Origin of the sequence: Saccharopolyspora erythraea (assembly GCF_018141105.1) — a bacterium.
In the GTDB taxonomy this organism is placed as follows: Bacteria; Actinomycetota; Actinomycetes; order Mycobacteriales; family Pseudonocardiaceae; genus Saccharopolyspora_D; species Saccharopolyspora_D erythraea_A.
Map to the genome: position 1 here is coordinate 1,496,742 of NZ_CP054839.1, position 19,432 is coordinate 1,516,173.

Consider the following 19,432-nt stretch of genomic DNA (forward strand, 5'->3'; position numbering starts at 1 on the left):
CCCCGCACTGTTGCCGGTCGTCCATCCTGCACGGCAGCATGGCGACCATGCGCCTCGGCCTGGCACTGCCGCAGTTCGGCCCGTTCGCCGACCCGTCCGCCGTCGCGAGCGTCGCGGCCGATGCCGAGTCGCTGGGCTTCGACTCCCTCTGGGCGGCCGAACGGGTGCACGCCCCGCTGGAGCCGGAGGATCCGTACCCGGGCGGCAACGGGGCGTTCCCCGAACTGTTCCGGGCCGGGCTCGACCCCCTGCTCACCCTCACCGTCGCCGCAACGGCCACCAGCCGCGTACGGCTCGGCACCAGCACGCTCAACGCTCCGCTGCACTCCCCGATCCACCTCGCGCGCAGCCTCGCCGGGATCGACCGGCTCAGCGGTGGCAGGCTGGTCGCCGGGTTCGGGCTGAGCTGGTCGCGCGACGAGTACCGGGCCGTCTCCGTGCCGTGGGAGCAGCGCGGGGCGCGCCTGGACGAGACGATCGACGTGCTCGAAGCCCTGTGGTCGCCCGACCCCGTCGAGCACCGCGGCCGGTTCTGGACGATCAGCCGCGGCACCTTCGGGCCGAAGCCGGTGCAGGACCGCCCACCGCTCTACCTCGGCGGCGCCTCCCCCGCCGCGCTGCGCCGCGCCGGCCGCCGCGCCGACGGCTGGCTCGGCCTGCCGCTGCCGCCGGAGGCGTTGCAGCAGGTGCTCGCGACGCTGCGCGGTCACGCGCGGGAGGCGGGGCGGGAGCCGGTGCGCACCGCGCTGCGGATCAACCCGCAGATCCAGGACGGCCCCTCTGGCGATCCGGCGACCTCCACGGTGGAGGACGTCTGCCGATACCTGCGGCAGGTCGCCGAGATCGGGGTCGAGGAGGCGTTCATCGACCTCCAGGGCAGCGCCCGTTCGGCCGAGGAGCTGCTCGAGCTCGCGGGCCGGTTCCGCAAGACCTTCGCTTCCTGAGCTTCCTGAGCACGACCGACGCGCCGCAGGCGTCGACGTCGCAACCGCACCAGTCCGAGCCGACCGCACAGCCGGTCCTTGATCCTTGCAGCGGCGCCGGCCGCTTGGCCCACGCCGCGCGCACCGCCACTCGGGAGCCGACGGCCGCATCCGCACGCGTCAGCGTCGTGGCCCCGCCCGCCCGCATCGCCGCACGTCGCGCCGCGCGCGGCACCTTGCGCCCTTCGAGGGCTAGCGCACATACCGTCTAGTCGGTACGGTCCTGAGCATGGGCTCGAACGACATTCGTGCGGTGATCTTCGACTACGGCGGGGTGCTCACCACCTCCGGCCGGGCCGCGATCGCCGCGTGGACCAGGGCGGAGCGGATCAGGCCCGAGACCTACTCCGCGGCGCTGAAGGAGTGGCTGTCGCGCAGCGCCCCGCCCGGCACCCCCATCCACCGCCTGGAGACCGGGGAGATCGACGCCGAGGAGTTCAACCGGATCCTCGCCGCCCGGTTGCGCACCGAGGACGACCTGCCGGTGTCACCCGACGGCCTGCTCGGCCGCCTGTTCGGGCACATGAGCCACGACGACGCGATGCTCGGGCTCGTGCGCGAGCTGCGCGACAGCGGCGTGCGCACCGCGCTGCTGTCCAACAGCTGGGGCAACAACTACCCGTGGGAGCTGCTGGACGAGCTGTTCGAGGTCAGCGTCATCTCCGGCCAGACCGGGATGCGCAAGCCGCAGCCGGAGATCTACCGGCTGACCCTCGACCGACTCGGCCTGAGCCCCGCAACGGCGGTCTTCGTCGACGACGGCCGGCCGAACGTCGACGCCGCGGCCGAGCTGGGCATGCACACCGTGCTGCACGTCGACGCCGAACGCACCCGGGGCGAGCTGACCGAGCTCCTGCCCGCACTCCAGCCCGACCACGCCCAGGAGAGCCGATGAACGAGCTGCCCGGACTCGACCTCGCCGCGCTGCGCGAGCACCTCGACGCCCAGCTGCCGGGGCTGGCGCGGGGACCGCTGAGCGCCGAGATCGTCCAAGGTGGACGGTCGAACCTGACCTACCTCGTCACCGACGGCACCGACCGGTGGGTGGTCCGCAGGCCGCCGCTCGGCCATGTGCTGGCCACCGCGCACGACATGAGCCGGGAGCACCGGGTGATGAGCGCGCTGGCGGGCACCGCCGTCCCGGTGCCCGAGACCCTGCTGCTGTGCGAGGACGACGACGTCATCGGCGCGCCGTTCTACGTCATGCGCTACGTCCCGGGCACCGTCTACCGCAAGCCCGAGCTGACCGAGCAGCTCACCGTCGCCCAGCGCGGGGACCTGTCGATGCAGCTGGTGGACGTGCTCGCCGACCTGCACTCGATCGACCCGGGCACGGTCGGGCTCGGCGACTTCGGCCGCCCGGAAGGCTTCCTGGAGCGGCAGGTCCGGCGCTGGAGCAAGCAGCTCGCCGCCTCGCACAGCCGCGACATCGAGGGCATCGAGGAGCTGCGCGACCGGCTGGCCGCGAGCGTGCCCGCCACCTCTCGCGCTGCGATCGTGCACGGCGACTACCGGCTGGACAACGTCATCGTCGGCGACGACCTGCGCATCACCGCGGTCCTCGACTGGGAGATGGCCACCCTCGGCGACCCGTTCACCGACCTGGGGCTGCTCGCGGTGTACTGGGAGGGCTTCGGCGGCATCCCGACGAACCCGATCGCCAAGGGCGTCGGCCCCGAGTACGACTTCCCCACCGCGCGCGAACTGCTCGACCGCTACGCCGAGCGCAGCGGCGCCGACCTGTCCGAACTGGACTGGTACGTCGGGTTCGGCTTCTTCAAGATCGCCGTGATCCTGGAAGGCATCCACTACCGCTACACCCGCAAGCAGACCGTCGGCGAGGGTTTCGACCACGTCGGCGGGCTCGTCGCACCACTGGTCGCCCAGGGGCTGGCCGCCCTCAAGGAGGTATGACATGGACTTCGCGTTCGACGCCCGGACCGAGGAACTGCGCGAACAGCTCTCCGCGTTCATGGACGAGCACGTCTACCCGGCCGAGCCGGTGCTGATGCAGCAGCTCGCCGAGTCCGACGACGTGTGGGCGCACCCGCCGATCGTCGAGGAGCTCAAGGCCAAGGCCCGCGCGCAGGGCCTGTGGAACCTCTTCCTGCCCGGCGACCACGGCGCGGGCCTGACCAACCTCCAGTACGCCCCGCTGGCCGAGATCATGGGCCGCAGCCCGCGGCTGGCGCCGGAGGCGACGAACTGCTCGGCCCCCGACACCGGCAACATGGAAGTGCTGTCGATGTTCGGCACCGAGCAGCAGCGCGCGCAGTGGCTCGAGCCGCTGCTGGAAGGCGAGATCCGCTCCGCGTTCTGCATGACCGAGCCGGACGTGGCCTCCTCCGACGCCACCAACATCGGCACCCGCATCGAGCGCGACGGCGACGACTACGTCATCAACGGCCGCAAGTGGTGGTCGTCGGGCGCGATGAGCCCGCGATGCAAGATCCTCATCGTGATGGGCAAGACCGATCCGGGCGCCGAACGGCACCGCCAGCAGAGCCAGGTGCTCGTGCCGGTCGACACCCCCGGCGTGCACGTCAAGCGCGGCATGTACGTCTTCGGCTACAGCGACGGCGACCACGGCGGACACGCCGAGATCGTCTTCGACAACGTGCGGGTGCCGGCTTCCAACGTCATCTCCGGGGAGGGCGAGGGCTTCGCCATCGCCCAGGCCCGCCTCGGCCCGGGCCGCATCCACCACTGCATGCGCGCGATCGGCATGGCCGAGCGGGCGCTCGAGCTGATGTGCCGCCGGGTGAGCGACCGGGTGGCCTTCGGCGGTCCGATCGCCGACCAGGGCGTCGTGCAGCAGTGGATCGCCGACGCCCGTATCCGCATCGAGACGACCCGGCTGCTGGTGCTCAAGACCGCGTGGCTGATGGACACCGTCGGGAACAAGGGCGCGCACACCGAGATCCAGGCGATCAAGGTGGCGGTGCCGGAGATGGTCACCTGGGTCATCGACCGCGCCATCCAGGCCCACGGCGGCGGGGGCGTCAGCCAGGACTTCCCGCTGGCCAACCTCTACGCCCACGCCCGGACGCTGCACATCGTCGACGGACCCGACGAGGTCCACCGCCGGTCGCTGGCGCGCCGCGAGCTGAAGAAGTACCGCTGACCCGGCGATGCGCCGGTGTGGTAATCCACCGTTGCGCAACGCCTTTCCCCCCGACGAACCGATGAAGGAGAACCACCCATGCCCGAGTCCAACACCCGCGTCGCGATCGTGACGGGCGCCGCCCGGGGCATCGGCGCGGCCACCGCGAAGCGGCTGGCCTCCGACGGCCTGGCCGTCGCCGTCATCGACCTCGACGAGAAGCAGTGCGCCGACACCGTCTCGGCGATCGAGGCCGACGGCGGCCGGGCGCTGGCGGTCGGCGCCGACGTCAGCGACTCCGCGCAGGTCGACGCCGCCGTCGAGCGGGTCGCCACGGAGCTCGGCGCCCCGCTGGTGCTGGTCAACAACGCCGGTGTGCTGCGGGACAACCTGCTGTTCAAGATGTCCGAGGACGACTGGGACACCGTGATGAACGTGCACCTGCGCGGTTCGTTCCTGATGACCCGGGCGGCGCAGAAGTACATGACCGAGGCGGGGTGGGGCCGCATCGTGAACCTGTCGTCGACCTCGGCGCTGGGCAACCGCGGGCAGGCCAACTACTCCACCGCGAAGGCCGGCCTGCAGGGCTTCACCAAGACCCTGGCCATCGAGCTGGGCAAGTTCGGCGTCACCGCCAACGCCATCGCGCCCGGTTTCATCGCCACCGACATGACCAGGGCCACCGCGGACCGCGTCGGGGTGTCCTTCGAGGACTTCACCGAGGCCGCGGTCGCCCAGATCCCGGTCGCCCGCGCCGGGCAGCCCGAGGACATCGCCAACGCGGTGTCGTTCTTCGCGGGCGAGCAGGCCGGTTTCGTCTCCGGCCAGGTCCTCTACGTCGCGGGCGGGCCGCGGGCATGAGCGCGGTGACGGCCGAAGAGCTCCGCGAGCGGGTGCGGGCCTTCCTCGCCGAGCACGATCCCGCGGTCGAGGACCGCCTCGACTTCCTGCGCGCCCGCTTCGACGCGGGGCTGGCATGGGTGCACTATCCGGTCGGCCTCGGCGGGCTAGCCGCGCCGAGGCAGCTCCAGCAGGTCGTCGATGCGGAGCTGGAGGCGGCGGGCGCACCCGACAACGACCCGCAGCGCATCGGCATCGGCCTGGGCATGGCCGCGCCGACGATCCTGAAGTTCGGCGACGACGAGCAGCGCCGCCGCTACCTGCGTCCCCTGTGGACCGGCGAGGAGGTCTGGTGCCAGCTCTTCAGCGAGCCGGGCGCCGGATCGGACCTCGCGGCGCTGTCGACGCGCGCGGTGCGCGACGGTGACGAGTGGGTCGTGGACGGGCAGAAGGTGTGGACGTCGCTGGCGCACACCGCCCGCTTCGCAATCCTGGTCGCCAGGACCGACCCCGAGCTGCCCAAGCACAAGGGGCTGACCTACTTCCTGTGCGACCTGACCGACCCGGGCGTCGAGGTGCGCCCGCTGCGCCAGATCACCGGTGAGGCCGAGTTCAACGAGGTCTTCCTGACCGGCGTGCGCATCCCCGACTCCCAGCGGCTGGGTGAGGTCGGTCAGGGCTGGCAGGTCGCGATGGGCACGCTCATGAACGAGCGGGTCGCCATCGGCGGCAGCAACACCGCGCGCGAGTCCGGGATGATCGGCGTGGTCGCCGAGCAGTGGCGGCAGCACCCGGAGCTGCGCACACCGGGTCTGCACGACCGGCTGCTGCGGCTGTGGGTGGAGGCCGAGGCGACCCGGCTGACCGGCCAGCGGCTGCGCCAGCAGCTCGCCGTCGGCAGCCCGGGGCCGGAGGGCTCGGCGGTGAAGCTGGCGTTCGCGCGGCTGAACCAGCAGATCTCCGGCTTCGAGCTGGAACTGCTCGGCGAGGCCGGGCTGACCTACGACGACTGGACGTTCCGGCGCCCGGACACCACCGACTTCACCTCCCGCAGCGCCGGCTACCGGTACCTGCGGGCCAAGGGCAACTCCATCGAGGGCGGCACGTCGGAGGTGCTGCGCAACATCATCGCCGAGCGCATCCTCGGCCTGCCCGCCGAGCCGCGCACCGACAAGGACGTGCCGTGGAAGGAGCTGCCGCGATGAGCGCGCCGGACCTGCTCTACAGCGAGGTGGAGGAAGACCTGCGGGCAGGCGTCCGCAGGCTGCTGCGGGACCGCTGCGACTGGACGTCGGTGCTGGCCAGGTGCGAGAGCGACCAGCCCTACGACCTGGACCTGTGGCGCACGCTGGCCGGTGAGCTCGGGCTCGCGGCGCTGCTGGTGCCCGAGGAGCTCGGCGGGGCGGGCGCCAGTGCCCGCGAGCTCGGCGTGGTCGCCGAGGAGCTGGGCCGGGCGGTGGCGCCCGTGCCGTTCCTGGGCAACCTTCTGGCCACGACCGCCCTTACCGAGTGCGCTGACGCCGAGGGTGTCCGGGAGCTGCTGCCGCGGCTGTCGGACGGCTCGCTGGTCGGCACGGTCGCGGTGCCCCTGACGACGGCCCCGCACGCGCCGTTCCCGTCGGCGGTGAAGGCCGAGGGCGCGACGTTGACCGGGACCATCACGTCGGTGGTGGACCTGGAGGTCGCCGACCGCGTGCTGGTGCCCGCCACCGACGAGGACGGCCCGGCTCTGTACCTGGTCGACACCTCGGCGGCGGGCGTCACCACCACCCCGGCGACTCCCCTCGACCTCACACGGCGGATCGGCACGCTCGACCTGAGCGCGGTGGTCGCGCAGCGCGTCGGCGGTGACGCGGTGCGCGTGCTGCGGCGCGCGCTGACCGTCGCGGCGGGCACCCTGGCCTCCGAGCAGACCGGGCTCGCCCAGCTCTGCCTGGACTCCACTGTGGAGTACGCGCTGACCCGCTACCAGTTCGGCCGCCAGATCGCGTCGTTCCAGGCCGTCAAGCACCGGCTGGCCGACCTGTGGTCGGGTGTCAGCACCGCCAGGGCCGCCGCCCGCGGCGCGGCCGACGCGCTGACCGGGTCGGGCGAGGAGACCGAGCTGGCGGTGGCAGTCGCGCAGGCGTACTGCTCGGACCTCGTCGTGCTCGCCGCCGAGGAGGCCCTGCAACTGCACGGCGGGATCGGAATGACCTGGGAGCACCCGGTGCACCTGTACCTGGGCCGGGCCAAGAGCTCGCAGCTGGCCTTCGGCATCGCCGAACGGCACCGGGCCCGCATCGCCGAACTGGTAGGACTGGAAAGCTAGGAGCAACGAATGCGCGTGTTCGCCAACCGGGACGAGGTCGTGGCCGCCAAAGGTGAGAAGCTCGGCACCAGCGACTGGCTGACCATCACCCAGCAGCAGGTGGACCAGTTCGCCGACGCGACCCTGGACCACCAGTGGATCCACATCGACGCCGAGCGGGCGGCCCAGGGGCCGTTCGGCGGCACCATCGCCCACGGTTTCCTGACGCTGAGCCTGCTGCCCGCGCTCAACGCGCAGACCTACCGGTTCGAGGGCGTGAAGATGGGGATCAACTACGGGCTCAACAAGGTCCGCTTCCCGCACCCGGTGCCCGTCGGCGCCCGCGTCCGGTCGCACACCGAGCTGGCCGACGTCGCCGAGAACGACCAGGGGCTGCAGCTGACGATCAACGTCACCATCGAGATCGAGGGCGTGGACAAGCCCGCCTGCGTCGCCGAAAGCCTCTCCCGGCTGGTGTTCTGAGGCCGGGATTCCCGGAACTTGCCTAACCGGCAACCGTTTTCGAGGAATGAGTAGTGGACAACCCCCCAACCCCCGGGGGTGCTGCTACCTTGATCCCATGCAGGACGCAGCAGCGGTGACCGCGATGCTCGGCATGCTTGCCGGGCACGCGGTCACCGCTGTCTTCGCAACAGGTCGCTACTCGAACGCAGGCGTTCCACCAGTCCGATACACGCCTGCGGGGTAGCGAGCCGCGCTCCCCGCGTGAACTCCCCGGGAGCCGGCCTTGCTGGACGCACTTCTCAGGCTCGTGCAGTGGCTGCCGACGCTGGCGACGTTCGTCGCCGTCGGCTGGTTCTGCTGCGTCGGCTGGCCATGCTGACCGCTTTCTTCCACCCGGACCACCAGGTCCGCAGGACCGCCCACGCCACCTTCCGCGACCTCCTCGCCGTGGTCACCAGGTGGCGCCGGTGGTGACCCCCCTCACCGTCCGATGTGGATTCCCATACCCGGGCCCAGCGGGAGGTCCGCGTAGTAGAAGACCGTCAGGATCAGCGCCCAGGTGAGCCAGAACGGCACCACGAACGGTGTCATCCTGGCCACCAGGGTGCCCAGCCCCGCGCCGGGTTCGTAGCGACGCAGGTAGCCCAGGATGATGATCATGTAAGGGTTCAGCGGAGTCATGATCTGGGTTGCCGAGTCACCGACCCGGAACGCCGCCTGGGCGAAGCCCGGCTCGAAGCCGAGCAGGACGAACATCGGCACGAACACCGATGCCATCAGCGTCCACAGGCTCGAGCCGGAGATGATGAACAGGTTGAGCACCGATGCCAGCACCATGAACCCGACGAACGCCGGGTAGCCGTCCAGTCCCAGCCCGCGCAGCAGGTCGGCGCCGGAAACCGCCAGCAACGACCCCAGGTTCGTCCAGTTGAACAGCGCGATGAACTGCCCGAGCATGAACGCCAGCACCAGGAAGCCGCTCATGTCGCGCAGCGCCTCGCCCATCAGCTTCGGCACGTCGGCCGCCCGGGAGATGGTGCCGACCGACGCCCCGTAGGCGATGCCGGGCACGAGGAACGCCAGGAACGTCAGCGTCGTCACCGAGTCCATCAGAGGCGAGTCCGGCAGGAAGCCGCCGCTTTCGTTGCGCAGCGGCGAGTCCGGCCACAGCACCAGGACCACGGTCGCGGCGGTGGCGGCCAGCAGCGCCGACCCCGCCCAGACCAGCCCCCGGCGCTCCGCGCCCCGCAGCTCGATGCCTTCGTGCGCGGTTTCCCGCCCTTCCCCGCCGACGTGTTCGTGCGCGGTGTCCTGGCCATCACCGTCGGCGTGTTCGCGCGGCACCCCCGTGCGCACCAGCCGCGGCTCGACGACCTTGTCGATCAGCCAGCCCGCCAGCAGCCCGAGCACGATCGAGGAGACGAGGTTGAAGAAGTAGTTCGACACCGGCGTCACGGGCGTCCCCGCGTGCGGCAGCGTCTCGGCGACCTTGTTGCTGATGCCGGAGAACAGGCCGTCGAGGCTGGTGACGACCGGCGCGGTGGAGTAACCGGCTCCCACGGCGGCGAATCCGCCGAGCAGGCCCGCGACAGGGTGGCGTCCGGCGGCCTTGAACACCAGCGCCGCCAGCGGCGGAATGATGATCATCGACGAGTCCGCCATCACGCTGCTGGTGATGCCGACCAGCCCGACCGCGTAGGGCAGCACCCACCTGGGCGCGCCGCCGAACGCCGCGCGCACCAGAGCGGTCAGCAGCCCCGTCCGCTCGGCCAGCCCGACCGCGAGCATGATCGTGATGACGGTCTGCAACGGCGGGAAACCGATGAAGTTCCCGGGCATCTCGGTGAACAGGAACTCCAGCCCCGCACCGCTGAACGCGCCGCGGACCGGGATCTCCCGCGCGGCACCGGGAATCCGGACCGTGACGCCGAACGCCGCGACCACCGTCGAGACGACGGCGACCACGGCGAGCAGCAGTCCGAAGAGGAGGAACGGCTCGGGAAGCCGGTTCCCCACCCGCTCCAGGACGTTGAGCACCCGATCGAGCCGGGTGGCCCTGGCACCCGTGACGCCGCCGCTGGTCATCCACCGCTCCCGTCCGACAGCCCGACTCGCCGCGCGCGTGCCACGCGCTTGCGGGCCACCTCACCCGGTCGGCGGGCTCGGCGCAACCCCTTGGCGCCGATTCGGCGCAATGCCATGGGGCTCCGGTGCAACCGCGTGAAAAGTCCGGGTTCCGCAACGGTTCGCCTGTGGGTTCCTACGACTCCAGCGGCCGGACGGTGAGGATCTGGTGCGCTTGCCCGACCGGGCCCCGGACGTCGTGCAGGACGGTGCTGGTGAGGCCCTGGCCGTTGTCGCCGAAGACGACGCTGGTGTCCAGGCCGGTCCACCGGCCCTCGGGCTGACGGTGGAGGTGGATCGACAGGTCGACGTTGGGGAACATCCACTTCGTCGGCTCCTGGCGCACCGCGATGCCGTTCGCGGTGTCGACGAGGGCGACGTAGGACGCCAGCGGGCTCGCCTCCTCACCCGCCACCAGCGCGGTGGAGGTCGACACCCACGCCGTGGTGCGCCCGGGCTGGGGCGTGCCGACCGGACGGATGTCCAGGGAGCGGATGTAGCCGCCGGGCCACAGGGTGCTCAGCTCCCAGGGCTCCAGCGACTCCGGCGGCGCCAGCGGGTCCGGTTCACCCCCGGCGACGGCGCTGGTGTCCTGCTCCGACAGCAGCCACGCGCGGGCCCGCACGGCGGGGCGTCCACCGATGACCGCGGTGGCCTCCACCAGCTCGATGGTGCGGCCGGGCCGGGTCGTCTCCACCCGCACGTCGAACTCGTCGAGGGCGAGGCGGCCCAGGATGTCGAAGCTGATCCGGCTCATCACCAGCCCCGGCCGCTGTTCGCGCGCCCGCTCCTCCTCGATCGCGTGGACCATGAGGCCGCCGAGCGGGCTGAAGTGCTGCTCCTCGATGCTCCACGCCCCGACGGCGTGGACGGTGGGCCGGTAGCGGTTCGGGCCGACGCGCTCGAAGTAGCCGGGCGCGCCGGTCGTCAGGTCGGTCAACTAAAAAGGTCCTCTCCTGGCTCGTTGCTCGGTTCGATGGTCCATGGTCACAGCGCGTTCACGAGGACGACGTAGCAGGCGGTGCCGATGCCGACGCTGAGGATCGTGCGCCGGCCGGAGGCCAGGTGGACTCCGATGGTGACGGCCACGGCCAGAAGCGCGTACGGGGCAGTCTCCGGGGCGGTGGTGACGGTGCCGTGCAGGGCCGTGCAGGCCAGGATCGCGAGGATGCCCACGGGCATCCACGACGACAGCGCACGCACCACGCGGGACTCGCGAAGCAGCCGCAGGGCCGCGAAGGGCACGGCGCGCAGCGCGAGCGTGATCGCGAAGACGATCGCCAGCACCGCGAAGAGGTAGCCGGTGCTAGGCATCGACGGCCTCTCGGCAGGTGCCGAACCGGACCGCGACGCCGTAGCGGACGAAAAGCAGCGCGACGAAGACCAGCAGTGCGACGAAAAGCGCCGCTCCGGGAGCGAGGACCAACGCGATCGCCGCACTTGCACCGGCAAGCAGCACCGAAGTGATCTCGCGCCGGGAGGTGAAGGCGTCCAGGGCGAGCACCGTGAACAACGCGCACAGCGCGAACTCCAGTCCCTCGATCGGCGCGGGCAGCGCGACCCCCACCGTGACGCCGACGAGGCCACCGCCGACCCAGTAGACCTGGCTGGCGATCTGCATCGCCAGCAGGCGGGCCGCCGAGCGCTCTGCGGCGGGCAGCGACGCGGAGACGGCGTAAGCCTCGTCGATCATCGCGTAGACGCTGTAGGCCCGCGCCAAGCGGTTTCGCACCAGGTGCAGCGGGAACGAGAAGGCGTAGAAGACGTGCCGGAAGTTCACGACGAAGACGGTCAGCGCGACCGCGGCCAGCGGAGCGGCCGCGGAGACCATGCCGACCAGGAGCAGTTCGAGCGAGCCGGCGAACGCCGCCAGGGAGAGCGCGGGGGCCAGCCACCACGGCAGCCCGGCTTGGACGACGAGCAGGCCCAGGGCGATGCCGAGCGGGAAGATCCCCAGCCCCGCAGAGAAGGAGTCGCCGATCCCGGCGGCGATGCGCTCGCGCCGCGGGGGCGAGGCCGCCGCGCCCAGCGGGTCGAGTACGGGTTGTTGCACGTGTCCATGCTCCCGCAACACCCGTGCTCTTTGGTTGCAAAGATTGCCCGTTCACGCTGCCTCCGGGCAACATTCACGCATGGACAAACTCGATCGCGCAATCATCGCGGAGCTGGAGCGTGACGGGCGCCTCACCAACGTCGAGCTCGCCGGTCGCGTCGGCCTCACGCCGGGGCCCTGCCTGCGCCGCGTGCAACGACTGGAGTCCGACGGGGTCATCCGCGGCTACCGCGCGGTCACCGACCCCGCGCACCTGGGGCGGTCGTTCGAGGTGCTGCTCGAGGTCACGCTCGAAGCCCAGGACGCGCGGACCGTCGAGCACTTCGAGACGACCATGGCCGGGTTCTCCGTGGTCCGGGAGCTGCGGAGGCTGTTCGGCGCGCCCGACTACTTCGTGCGCGTCGCGGTCGCCGACCTCGACGCCTACGAGACCTTCCTGAGCCGGCACGTCATGACCATCCCCAAGGTCGCACGCGTGACATCGCGCTTCACCATGAAGACCCTCAAACAGCTCGACTGAAGCCGCGCGCCAACGGCCGGCGACGACGTCCGACCACAGTGGACTAATCCCTACGCCGAGACGTCGTACGCCACGCGGCCGACGGTCTTGCCGTCGCCGACCTCCTGGACCGCATCGGCCAGCCCCTCCAGGGGCACCCGCCGGCTGATCAGCGGTCGCACCGCGCCGGACTCGGCCAGCTTGGTCAGCTCGGCGTGCGCCTGCCGCGCCGTCTCCGGGTCGCGCTGCACGTAGAGGCCCCAGTGCAGGCCGACGATCGAGTAGTTCTTGATCAGGGCGTGGTTGAGCCCCGGGGTCTGGATGGTGCCGCCGGCGAACCCGATGATCAGGATGCGGCCCTCGAACGCGATGCACTTGGTCGAGCGCTGGTAGGTCTCACCGCCGACGGGGTCGTAGACCACGTCGGCGCCCCGGCCACCGGTGACCTCCTTGACCACCTGGACGAAGTCCTCCTGGTGGCGGTCGACCACGACGTCGGCGCCGAGATCACGTGCGACCTGGGCCTTTTCCGGCCCGCCGACCACGCCGACCACCGTGGCGCCCGCGGCCTTGCCGAGCTGGATCGCGGCGCTGCCGACCCCACCCGCGGCAGCATGCACGAGCAGCGTCTCCCCGGCCCGCAGCCCGGCCCTCCGGTGCAGGCCGAACCAGCCGGTCTGGTATCCGATGTAGAGGGCGGAGGCTTCGGCGTCCGACAGGGTCTCCGGCGCGGGCAGCGCGCGGGCGGCGTCCAGCACGGCGTACTCGGCGAAAGCACCGCGAGGCATCACGGCACCGCCCACGACGCGGTCACCGACGGCAGGCCCCTCGACGCCGGGACCGAGCTCGACGACCTCACCGCACAGCTCCACGCCGGGGGTGAACGGCAGCGGCGGCTTCATCTGGTACTCGCCCCGGCAGAGCAGCACGTCCGGGAAGTTGACCGGGCTCGCCTTCACGCGCACCAACACCTGGCCGGCTTCGGGCTTCGGGTCCGCGACCTCCTCCAACCGCATGGCGTTCCGCGGTTGCCCGAGCTCGTGGACCTGCCACGCCTTGACCATGAGACACCTCGCAAACTGAGACCGACTGGTCGGTATGTTATCGGCGCGACCGGGACGTGTACACCCGCCGAACCATGCCATCGAAGCGGCGACCGCCGCCGGGGCGCCGTCAGGGGCGCAACGACGCCAGCAGCAGATCGGCGAAGTTCTCCCCGACCTGCTCACCGGTCAGCTCCCCGTCCTGGTGGAACCAGGTGCCCAGGTGGTGCACGGCACCGAAGAAGAAGTCCACCACCAGGTCGGCCGACTTGTCGGAGCGGAACACGCCGCTGCGCTGGCCCTCCTCGATCAGCCTGCGCACCCGCTCGTGGTAGCGCCGCCGCTCCGCGCGCACCTCGGCCTTCTTGTCCGGGTGCAGCAGGTGCATCGAGCGGAAGAAGATCACCGTGTCGTCGAGGTTGGCCGCGGTCGTGGCGACCACGTCGGCGGCGACCGCGTGCAGCCGCTTCTCCACCGGCTCGGAGCTGTCGGCGGCGCTTTCCATCCGCGCCGTCTGCACCCGCAGCACCCGCGCGTAGATCTCGTAGAGCAGGTCGTCCTTGGAGCCGAAGTAGTGGTACATCGCCCCCTTGGTGACCCCGGCCGCGTCGACGATCTGCTGCACCGACGTCATCTCGAAGCCCTGCTCGGCGAAGAGCTTCGTGGCCACCGAAAGCAGCCTCTGCGGCACCGGCTCGCCCTCGGCCTCCGGGCCGCGGACCCCCGCGCCAACGCTACCTGCCCGCGCCATGACTGCCTCCCTAACCTCAGCAACCCAGGGTACTGACCAGCCCCATCCCCCACGCGCGGACCGGCCGCCCGCGGCGGCGCCGGGCGGTCGTACCCGTGCGCCGCCGCACGCTCACGGCTGCTGGACGTGTCGCTGCAACTTGCGCATCCCGCCCTGCCAGCGGTCCGGATCGGCGGCGCGCAGCGCGTAGTACTCGGCGACCTCGGGGTGCGGCAGGATGAGGAAGCGCTTGTCCGCGAAGGACTCCAGCACCACCTCGGCGACCTGCTCCGGCTCCAGGGCTCCGTCGGCGAGCAGCCTCTGGCCGGTTTCGCCGCTGCTGCCCAGCATGTCGGTGCGCACGCCCTGCGGGCACAGCGCCTGCACGGTGATGCCGCGGTCGCCGTAGGTCACGGCCAGCCACTCGGCGAAGGCCAGCGCGCCGTGCTTGCTCACCGCGTACGGCGCCGAGCCGAGCATCGTCAGCAGCCCGGCCGCCGACACCGTCGCCAGGAAGTGCCCGCCGCTCCGCTCCAGCCAGTGCGGCAGCACCGCACGCGCCGCCCGGACGTGGGCCATGACGTTGACTTCCCACGCCTGCGCCCAGGATTCCTCGGGCGCCTCGGCGCCGCCGGTGTGCGCGACGCCGGCGTTGGCACAGAAGACGTCGATCCGCCCGTACCGGTCGAGCGCCGCGTCGACCAGCCGCCGCACGCCCTCCTCGCTCGCCGCGTCCCCGCCGACCGCGAGGCCGCCGGCTTCGTCGGCGACCCGCCGCGCGGCGTCCGCGTCGAGGTCGGCCACCACCACCCGCGCGCCCTGCGCGCCGAACTTGCGGGCCATCGCGGCGCCGATGCCGTTGCCGCCGCCGGTGACCACCACCACCGAGTCCCCGAGCACTACACACCTCCGGTCAGCGTGACACCGCCGTCGAGCACCAGGACCTGGCCGGTGACCCACGACGCGTCGTCGGAGAGCAGGAACGCCGCCGCACCGCCGATGTCGGAGGGGATTCCCAGCCGCTTCAACGGATAGGCGTCGGCGACGGCCTCCTCCTTGTCCTCGTAGAGCGCGGTCGCGAACTTCGTCTTGACCACCGCGGGCGCCACGGCGTTGACCCGGATCGACGGCCCGAGCTCCACCGCCAGCTCCTGGGTGACGTGGGCCAGCATGGCCTTGGTGGCGCCGTAGAAACCGATGCCCGGCGCGGGCTTGAGACCGGCCACAGAGGACACGTTGAGCACCGAGCCGCCGTGTTCGCGCATCCACGCCCCGTAGACCTGCTGCGTCCACGACAGCGCGCCCAGCACGTTGACCTCGAAGGTCTTGCGGGCTACCGCGTGGTCCAGCTCGATCATCGGCCCGTAGGCGGGGTTGATGCCCGCGTTGTTCACCAGCGCGTCGACCCGGCCGAAGGTCTCCACGGTGCGCGCGATCGCCTCGGCCTGGTGCTCGGCGTCGTCGCCCTTGCCCGCCACGGCGATGGCGTGCTCCGGGCCGCCGAGCCCGCGCACCGCCTCCTCCAGCGGCTCGGGCTTGCGGGCCGTCAGGCACACCTTCGCGCCCTCGGACACCAGCCGCTCGGCGATGGCCAGACCGATGCCCCTGCTGGCACCGGTCACGATCGCGACCCGGCCGTCGAAACGCTTGCTCATTCGGTTCCCTTCCCGGTTGCGCTGCTGCCGGTCGCACCCTGCCGGAGGGTGCGCCGCAGGATCTTCCCGGTGGCGGTCTTGGGCAGCTCGTCGAGGATCTCGACGCTGCGCGGGTACTTGTAGGCCGCCATCCGCTGCTTGCAGTGCTCGGACAGTTCCTCGCCGGTCGCCCGCGCGCCGTCGCGGAGGCTGACGAAGGCCTTGACCGTCTCTCCTCGGTAGGCGTCCGGCACGCCGACCACCGCGGCCTCCCGTACCGCGGGGTGGGAGTAGAGGACGTCCTCGACCTCCCGGGGCCAGACCTTGAACCCGGAGGCGTTGATCATGTCCTTCTTGCGGTCGACGACGTAGAACCAGCCCTGCGGGTCCATGAACCCGACGTCACCGGTGTAAAGGCGGCCGTCCCGGATGCCCGCCCTGGTCTCCTCCGGCTTGTTCCAGTAGGCCGGCACCACCATCGGCCCCTCGATGACGATCTCGCCGACCTCGCCGACCGGCAGGTCCCGGCCGTCGTCGTCGACGATGCGCAGAACGGTGTTGAAGGTGGGCAGGCCGACGCTGAGCGTGCCGGACTCCTCGTGAACCGGCGCTTCCAGGTGGCTCGGCACCGAGGTCGCGGTGGCGGTGGTCTCGGTCAGGCCGTAGCCGTTGTGGATGTAGTGACCGAAGAGCTCGCGGAACCGCTCGACCACCGCCGACGGCAGCGGCGCGCCTCCGGAGAAGACGTGTTCGAGCGAGGAGAAGTGGCCTGCGCTGACATCGGGGTGGTTCATCAGCGCCATGTAGGCGGTGGACGGTCCGATCATGTAGTCGGGCCGGTGCTCTTCGAGCGCGTCGAGCACGACACCGGCCTCGAACCGGTAGGCCAGGTCCAGCCTGCCGCCCAGGGCGATCGCCGCGCCGAGCTGGCAGACCATGCCGGTGATGTGGAACAGCGGCGCCAGCGCGAAGAAGCCCGGCGCCTCCCGGCCCGCGCGGGCCTTGAACCCGGCGCAGTTGAAAGCCAGGTTGCCGTGGGTGTTGGTGGCGCCCTTGGGCACGCCGCTGGTGCCCGAGGTGTAGACCAGCAGCGCGACGTCGTCCCCGGAGACCGCCACCTCCGGTCGCGGACCGCCCTCGCGCGCCGCCTCGAGCAGGTCGGCGGCGTCCGCGGCGGGGCTGCGGCGGTGACCGGCGAACAGCCGTTCGTCGTCGCGGGTCTGCAGGTCGAGGTCGCTGGTGGTCACGGCGATGCCGGTGCCGGCGTCGCGGGCCACCTCGCCCAGCACGTCGTGCCAGCCGCGCTCGGAGGAGACCACCGCGGCGGGGCGGGCGTCGGCGAGGATCCGGGTCAGCTCGTGCGAGCGGTACATCGGGTTCAGCGGCACCACGATCGCGCCGGCCTTCCAGCCCGCGAGCACGGCGATCACGAACTGCGGGACGTTCTGCAGGTAGACCGCCATCCGGTCGCCCGCGGCCAGGCCGCGACGGGCCAGGTGGCCCGCGAGTCCGTCGCTGAGCTCGTCGAGCTCGCGGTAGGTCAGCCGCCCGTCGAAGTAGGTCGTGGCGACCCGGTCCGGGTGCCGCGCGACGCTCGCGGCGAACATCGCGAGCAGGGTGTCGTGCTCGGGAACCAGCTCGGACGGCAGGTCCCCGTAGAGAGCCAGCCAGGGCCGTTCGTCGTACGCGCTGACCAACGCGCCACCTCCATTCGAGACCGACCAGTCGGTACGGGCCAGTCAACGACGCTCGGCGGCTCGCGTCAACCCTGACGCGGCGACCGTGCTCCGACCGGCGCAACCTCGGCTTCCCGATGCTCTCGAACCTTGACGAGGAAAGTGGTCTAGTCCATTTTTGTGATTCAGGTCTCGCCCTAGCCCCGGAGGCACCATGCCCAACCGAAAGCCCTTGACCGTCGCCGCACTGGCCTGCGCCCTGGCGATCACGCCGGCCGCCGCCCAGGCGGCCACCACCCCCGACGCCGCACCCGCGACAGCCGCGAGCGCCGCGCCGGCACTGCCCAAGCACCAGCTCACCGGCTACTGGCAGAACTTCGTCAACAACGCCAAGCCGCTGCGCGTGAGTGACATCTCGGACGATTACGACCTCATCGCGCTGGCGTTCGCCAACGCCGACCCCGCCCGGCCCGGCGCGGTCACCTTCGGCGTCGACCCGCAACTCGCCGGCGCGCTCGGCGGCTACACCGACGCCGACCTCAAAGCCGACATCGCGGCCAAGAAAGCGGCGGGCAAGGCATTCGTCCTCTCCGTCGGCGGCGAGCGGGGCAATGTGGACCTGAGCAGCCCGGCAAACGCGTCGAACTTCGTGGATTCGGTAGGAAAAATACTTACCGACTACGGCATAGACGGGTTGGACATTGACCTGGAACACGGGCTGAACGTGCCCAACACAGCAAGTGCAATCCGGCAACTTCGCGAAAAGATGGGCCCGGACTTTCACCTGACGATGGCTCCGCAGACTCTCGACGTGCAGCCCGGCGGCTCATACCTGCAGCTCATCGAGCAGGTCAAGGATCTTGTGACGGTCGTGCACACGCAGTACTACAACTCCGGTTCGATGAACGGCTGCGACGGCGGTGTCCACAGTCAGGGCTCAGTGGACTTCATCACCGCACAGGCGTGCATACTCCTCGAAATCCTTCGGCCCGAGCAGGTTTCCCTCGGCCTGCCCGCCTCGCCCTCGGCGGCCGGCAGCGGCTACGTCGACCCGTCGGTGATCGGCAACGCCCTCGACTGCCTGACCGCGATGACCGACTGCGGCAGCTTCCGCCCAGCTCAGGGCCACCCCGGACTCAGCGGGGTGATGACGTGGTCGATCAACTGGGACGCCACCAGCGGGGGCGCGTTCTCCAACCCCGTTCGTGCGCACCTTGATTCACTCCCGTAACAAGTGGCGATCACAACGGGGTGATCGACAACCGATACGTGGAAAGGTCACCCCGTTGTAACTCGTCGACGCTGTCACCGCGTGCATTCTTCTTGCTACTAGTAGTGATTTTTCGCACCAGGCGCACGATGGCGCACACCTTTCGCGGGAATCGCGGTATCCTGGGGCCATGACAGCCGCGTTGGAGACAGTGCTGGCCCGCGCCGGATTGAAGGTGACGGCCAGCCAATTCCTCTCCCTTGTCGAGGACGCAGCCAAGAAGCTGACTTCGCCCCCGACCGACCCCGCGGCGCACTTCTCCGCCGCCGAACGCCTCGCGCTCACCGACGCTGGTCTGGACCTCGCGCCGCTGGCGGACACCGAAGTGGACCCGCGCGCCCGGACCGTCGCCGAGCAGGCCGTGCTGCGCGACACCGCGCTGTCGGTCAACCAGGCCGCCGAGCGGATCGGGGTGGACAGCAGCCGCATCCGCCACCGCATCGGCGACCGCAGGCTGATCGGCTGGAAGGACCGCGGCGGCTGGCGGCTGCCCGCGTGGCAGTTCAGCGACAGCGACGTGCTGCCGGGACTGGAGACCGTGCTGGCAGCGATGCCCATCGACCAGCCCGCGCTGGTGCTGGCCAACTTCATGGCGACCCCGCAGGAGGACCTCGAGATCGGCGAACGGGCAGTCAGCCCGCGCGAGTGGCTGCTGGCAGGCGGCAGCCCGCGCCAGGTGGCGGACCTCGCCACGACCATCGGCATGCCCGCCTAGTCCGACG

The 19,432-nt window shown here is 71.1% G+C and carries 21 protein-coding genes; 12 read left to right on the plus strand and 9 right to left on the minus strand.

Features of this window, described 5'->3' with window-relative positions; genetic code table 11:
* Positions 1-38: 38 nt before the first annotated feature.
* From HUO13_RS06880 to HUO13_RS06920, 9 genes are all read left to right on the plus strand, one after another.
* Positions 39-944, plus strand: coding sequence for a TIGR03619 family F420-dependent LLM class oxidoreductase (locus HUO13_RS06880; RefSeq protein ID WP_249124502.1), 906 nt, complete (start codon positions 39-41; stop codon positions 942-944).
* Between the two features lie 268 nt (positions 945-1,212).
* Entirely contained in the window at positions 1,213-1,878 is a 666-nt protein-coding gene (locus HUO13_RS06885; RefSeq protein WP_211900614.1) for an HAD family hydrolase, read from the plus strand.
* Positions 1,875-2,897, plus strand: a complete 1,023-nt coding sequence (locus HUO13_RS06890) for a phosphotransferase family protein (protein WP_211900615.1) — start codon at positions 1,875-1,877, stop codon at positions 2,895-2,897. Before HUO13_RS06885 ends, HUO13_RS06890 begins: the two co-directional genes overlap by 4 nt.
* A 1-nt stretch (position 2,898) precedes the next feature.
* Positions 2,899-4,107 carry an acyl-CoA dehydrogenase family protein gene (locus HUO13_RS06895; protein WP_211900616.1) on the plus strand — a complete coding sequence of 403 codons (1,209 nt, stop codon included), beginning with the start codon at positions 2,899-2,901 and terminating at the stop codon, positions 4,105-4,107.
* Positions 4,108-4,185: 78 nt separating this feature from the next.
* Entirely contained in the window at positions 4,186-4,947 is a 762-nt protein-coding gene (gene fabG, locus HUO13_RS06900) for a 3-oxoacyl-ACP reductase FabG (protein ID WP_211900617.1), read from the plus strand.
* On the plus strand, positions 4,944-6,131 hold the full coding sequence (locus HUO13_RS06905) for an acyl-CoA dehydrogenase family protein (RefSeq protein ID WP_211900618.1): 1,188 nt from the start codon (positions 4,944-4,946) through the stop codon (positions 6,129-6,131). Before fabG ends, HUO13_RS06905 begins: the two co-directional genes overlap by 4 nt.
* The gene (locus HUO13_RS06910) at positions 6,128-7,237 is read left to right on the plus strand and encodes an acyl-CoA dehydrogenase family protein (protein WP_211900619.1); all 1,110 of its coding nucleotides are present in this window, start codon (positions 6,128-6,130) and stop codon (positions 7,235-7,237) included. Before HUO13_RS06905 ends, HUO13_RS06910 begins: the two co-directional genes overlap by 4 nt.
* Before the next feature lie 9 nt (positions 7,238-7,246).
* The gene (locus tag HUO13_RS06915; RefSeq protein WP_211900620.1) at positions 7,247-7,699 is read left to right on the plus strand and encodes a MaoC family dehydratase; all 453 of its coding nucleotides are present in this window, start codon (positions 7,247-7,249) and stop codon (positions 7,697-7,699) included.
* A 294-nt stretch (positions 7,700-7,993) separates the two neighbouring features.
* A complete protein-coding gene (locus HUO13_RS06920) occupies positions 7,994-8,155 on the plus strand; it encodes a hypothetical protein (protein ID WP_211900621.1) in 162 nt (53 codons plus the stop codon).
* A gap of 6 nt (positions 8,156-8,161) precedes the next feature.
* On the opposite strand, the gene HUO13_RS06925 is transcribed toward HUO13_RS06920, so the two are convergent.
* The 4 genes from HUO13_RS06925 to HUO13_RS06940 form a co-directional block, all read right to left on the minus strand.
* The gene (locus HUO13_RS06925; RefSeq protein WP_211900622.1) at positions 8,162-9,766 is read right to left on the minus strand and encodes an AbgT family transporter; all 1,605 of its coding nucleotides are present in this window, start codon (positions 9,764-9,766) and stop codon (positions 8,162-8,164) included.
* A gap of 175 nt (positions 9,767-9,941) precedes the next feature.
* Positions 9,942-10,745 carry a thioesterase family protein gene (locus HUO13_RS06930; RefSeq protein ID WP_211900623.1) on the minus strand — a complete coding sequence of 268 codons (804 nt, stop codon included), beginning with the start codon at positions 10,743-10,745 and terminating at the stop codon, positions 9,942-9,944.
* 47 nt (positions 10,746-10,792) lie between these two features.
* Positions 10,793-11,119 carry a branched-chain amino acid transporter permease gene (locus tag HUO13_RS06935; protein WP_211900624.1) on the minus strand — a complete coding sequence of 109 codons (327 nt, stop codon included), beginning with the start codon at positions 11,117-11,119 and terminating at the stop codon, positions 10,793-10,795.
* The gene (locus HUO13_RS06940) at positions 11,112-11,858 is read right to left on the minus strand and encodes an AzlC family ABC transporter permease (RefSeq protein ID WP_211900625.1); all 747 of its coding nucleotides are present in this window, start codon (positions 11,856-11,858) and stop codon (positions 11,112-11,114) included. The genes HUO13_RS06935 and HUO13_RS06940 overlap by 8 nt, the downstream gene beginning before the upstream one ends.
* 79 nt (positions 11,859-11,937) lie before the next feature.
* On the opposite strand from HUO13_RS06940, the gene HUO13_RS06945 reads away from it, so the two are divergent.
* Positions 11,938-12,378, plus strand: a complete 441-nt coding sequence (locus HUO13_RS06945) for an Lrp/AsnC family transcriptional regulator (protein WP_211900626.1) — start codon at positions 11,938-11,940, stop codon at positions 12,376-12,378.
* Between the two features lie 50 nt (positions 12,379-12,428).
* Here HUO13_RS06945 and HUO13_RS06950 read toward each other — a convergent pair whose 3' ends face one another.
* The 5 genes from HUO13_RS06950 to HUO13_RS06970 all read right to left on the minus strand — a co-directional run bounded on the left by HUO13_RS06950 (position 12,429) and on the right by HUO13_RS06970 (position 17,461).
* A complete protein-coding gene (locus HUO13_RS06950; RefSeq protein ID WP_211900627.1) occupies positions 12,429-13,421 on the minus strand; it encodes an NADPH:quinone oxidoreductase family protein in 993 nt (330 codons plus the stop codon).
* A 109-nt stretch (positions 13,422-13,530) separates the two neighbouring features.
* The gene (locus tag HUO13_RS06955) at positions 13,531-14,151 is read right to left on the minus strand and encodes a TetR/AcrR family transcriptional regulator (RefSeq protein ID WP_211900628.1); all 621 of its coding nucleotides are present in this window, start codon (positions 14,149-14,151) and stop codon (positions 13,531-13,533) included.
* A 111-nt stretch (positions 14,152-14,262) separates the two neighbouring features.
* Positions 14,263-15,030: an SDR family oxidoreductase gene (locus tag HUO13_RS06960; protein ID WP_211900629.1), complete on the minus strand. Its 768-nt coding sequence runs from the start codon at positions 15,028-15,030 to the stop codon at positions 14,263-14,265.
* The gene (locus tag HUO13_RS06965; RefSeq protein WP_211900630.1) at positions 15,030-15,785 is read right to left on the minus strand and encodes an SDR family oxidoreductase; all 756 of its coding nucleotides are present in this window, start codon (positions 15,783-15,785) and stop codon (positions 15,030-15,032) included. Before HUO13_RS06965 ends, HUO13_RS06960 begins: the two co-directional genes overlap by 1 nt.
* Entirely contained in the window at positions 15,782-17,461 is a 1,680-nt protein-coding gene (locus HUO13_RS06970) for a class I adenylate-forming enzyme family protein (protein WP_211900631.1), read from the minus strand. The genes HUO13_RS06965 and HUO13_RS06970 overlap by 4 nt, the downstream gene beginning before the upstream one ends.
* Before the next feature lie 211 nt (positions 17,462-17,672).
* Here HUO13_RS06970 and HUO13_RS06975 point away from each other — a divergent pair, with 211 nt between their 5' ends.
* Positions 17,673-18,671 (plus strand): chitinase, encoded by a 999-nt coding sequence (locus HUO13_RS06975; RefSeq protein WP_211900632.1) that lies wholly within the window; start codon positions 17,673-17,675, stop codon positions 18,669-18,671.
* A 169-nt stretch (positions 18,672-18,840) separates the two neighbouring features.
* Entirely contained in the window at positions 18,841-19,425 is a 585-nt protein-coding gene (locus HUO13_RS06980) for a DNA-binding protein (RefSeq protein WP_211900633.1), read from the plus strand.
* Positions 19,426-19,432 lie beyond the last annotated feature (7 nt).

Excerpts from the sequence above, each read along its gene's own strand:
- HUO13_RS06955 (WP_211900628.1), bottom strand. The coding sequence starts at position 14,151 with ATGGCGCGGGCAGGTAGCGTTGGCGCGGGGGTCCGCGGCCCGGAGGCC.
- HUO13_RS06910 (WP_211900619.1), top strand. The coding sequence starts at position 6,128 with ATGAGCGCGCCGGACCTGCTCTACAGCGAGGTGGAGGAAGACCTGCGG.
- HUO13_RS06885 (WP_211900614.1), top strand. The coding sequence starts at position 1,213 with ATGGGCTCGAACGACATTCGTGCGGTGATCTTCGACTACGGCGGGGTG.
- HUO13_RS06935 (WP_211900624.1), bottom strand. The coding sequence starts at position 11,119 with ATGCCTAGCACCGGCTACCTCTTCGCGGTGCTGGCGATCGTCTTCGCG.
- fabG (WP_211900617.1), top strand. The coding sequence starts at position 4,186 with ATGCCCGAGTCCAACACCCGCGTCGCGATCGTGACGGGCGCCGCCCGG.
- HUO13_RS06950 (WP_211900627.1), bottom strand. The coding sequence starts at position 13,421 with ATGGTCAAGGCGTGGCAGGTCCACGAGCTCGGGCAACCGCGGAACGCC.
- HUO13_RS06980 (WP_211900633.1), top strand. The coding sequence starts at position 18,841 with ATGACAGCCGCGTTGGAGACAGTGCTGGCCCGCGCCGGATTGAAGGTG.
- HUO13_RS06880 (WP_249124502.1), top strand. The coding sequence starts at position 39 with ATGGCGACCATGCGCCTCGGCCTGGCACTGCCGCAGTTCGGCCCGTTC.
- HUO13_RS06945 (WP_211900626.1), top strand. The coding sequence starts at position 11,938 with ATGGACAAACTCGATCGCGCAATCATCGCGGAGCTGGAGCGTGACGGG.
- HUO13_RS06895 (WP_211900616.1), top strand. The coding sequence starts at position 2,899 with ATGGACTTCGCGTTCGACGCCCGGACCGAGGAACTGCGCGAACAGCTC.
- HUO13_RS06915 (WP_211900620.1), top strand. The coding sequence starts at position 7,247 with ATGCGCGTGTTCGCCAACCGGGACGAGGTCGTGGCCGCCAAAGGTGAG.
- HUO13_RS06905 (WP_211900618.1), top strand. The coding sequence starts at position 4,944 with ATGAGCGCGGTGACGGCCGAAGAGCTCCGCGAGCGGGTGCGGGCCTTC.
- HUO13_RS06925 (WP_211900622.1), bottom strand. The coding sequence starts at position 9,766 with ATGACCAGCGGCGGCGTCACGGGTGCCAGGGCCACCCGGCTCGATCGG.
- HUO13_RS06965 (WP_211900630.1), bottom strand. The coding sequence starts at position 15,785 with ATGAGCAAGCGTTTCGACGGCCGGGTCGCGATCGTGACCGGTGCCAGC.
- HUO13_RS06890 (WP_211900615.1), top strand. The coding sequence starts at position 1,875 with ATGAACGAGCTGCCCGGACTCGACCTCGCCGCGCTGCGCGAGCACCTC.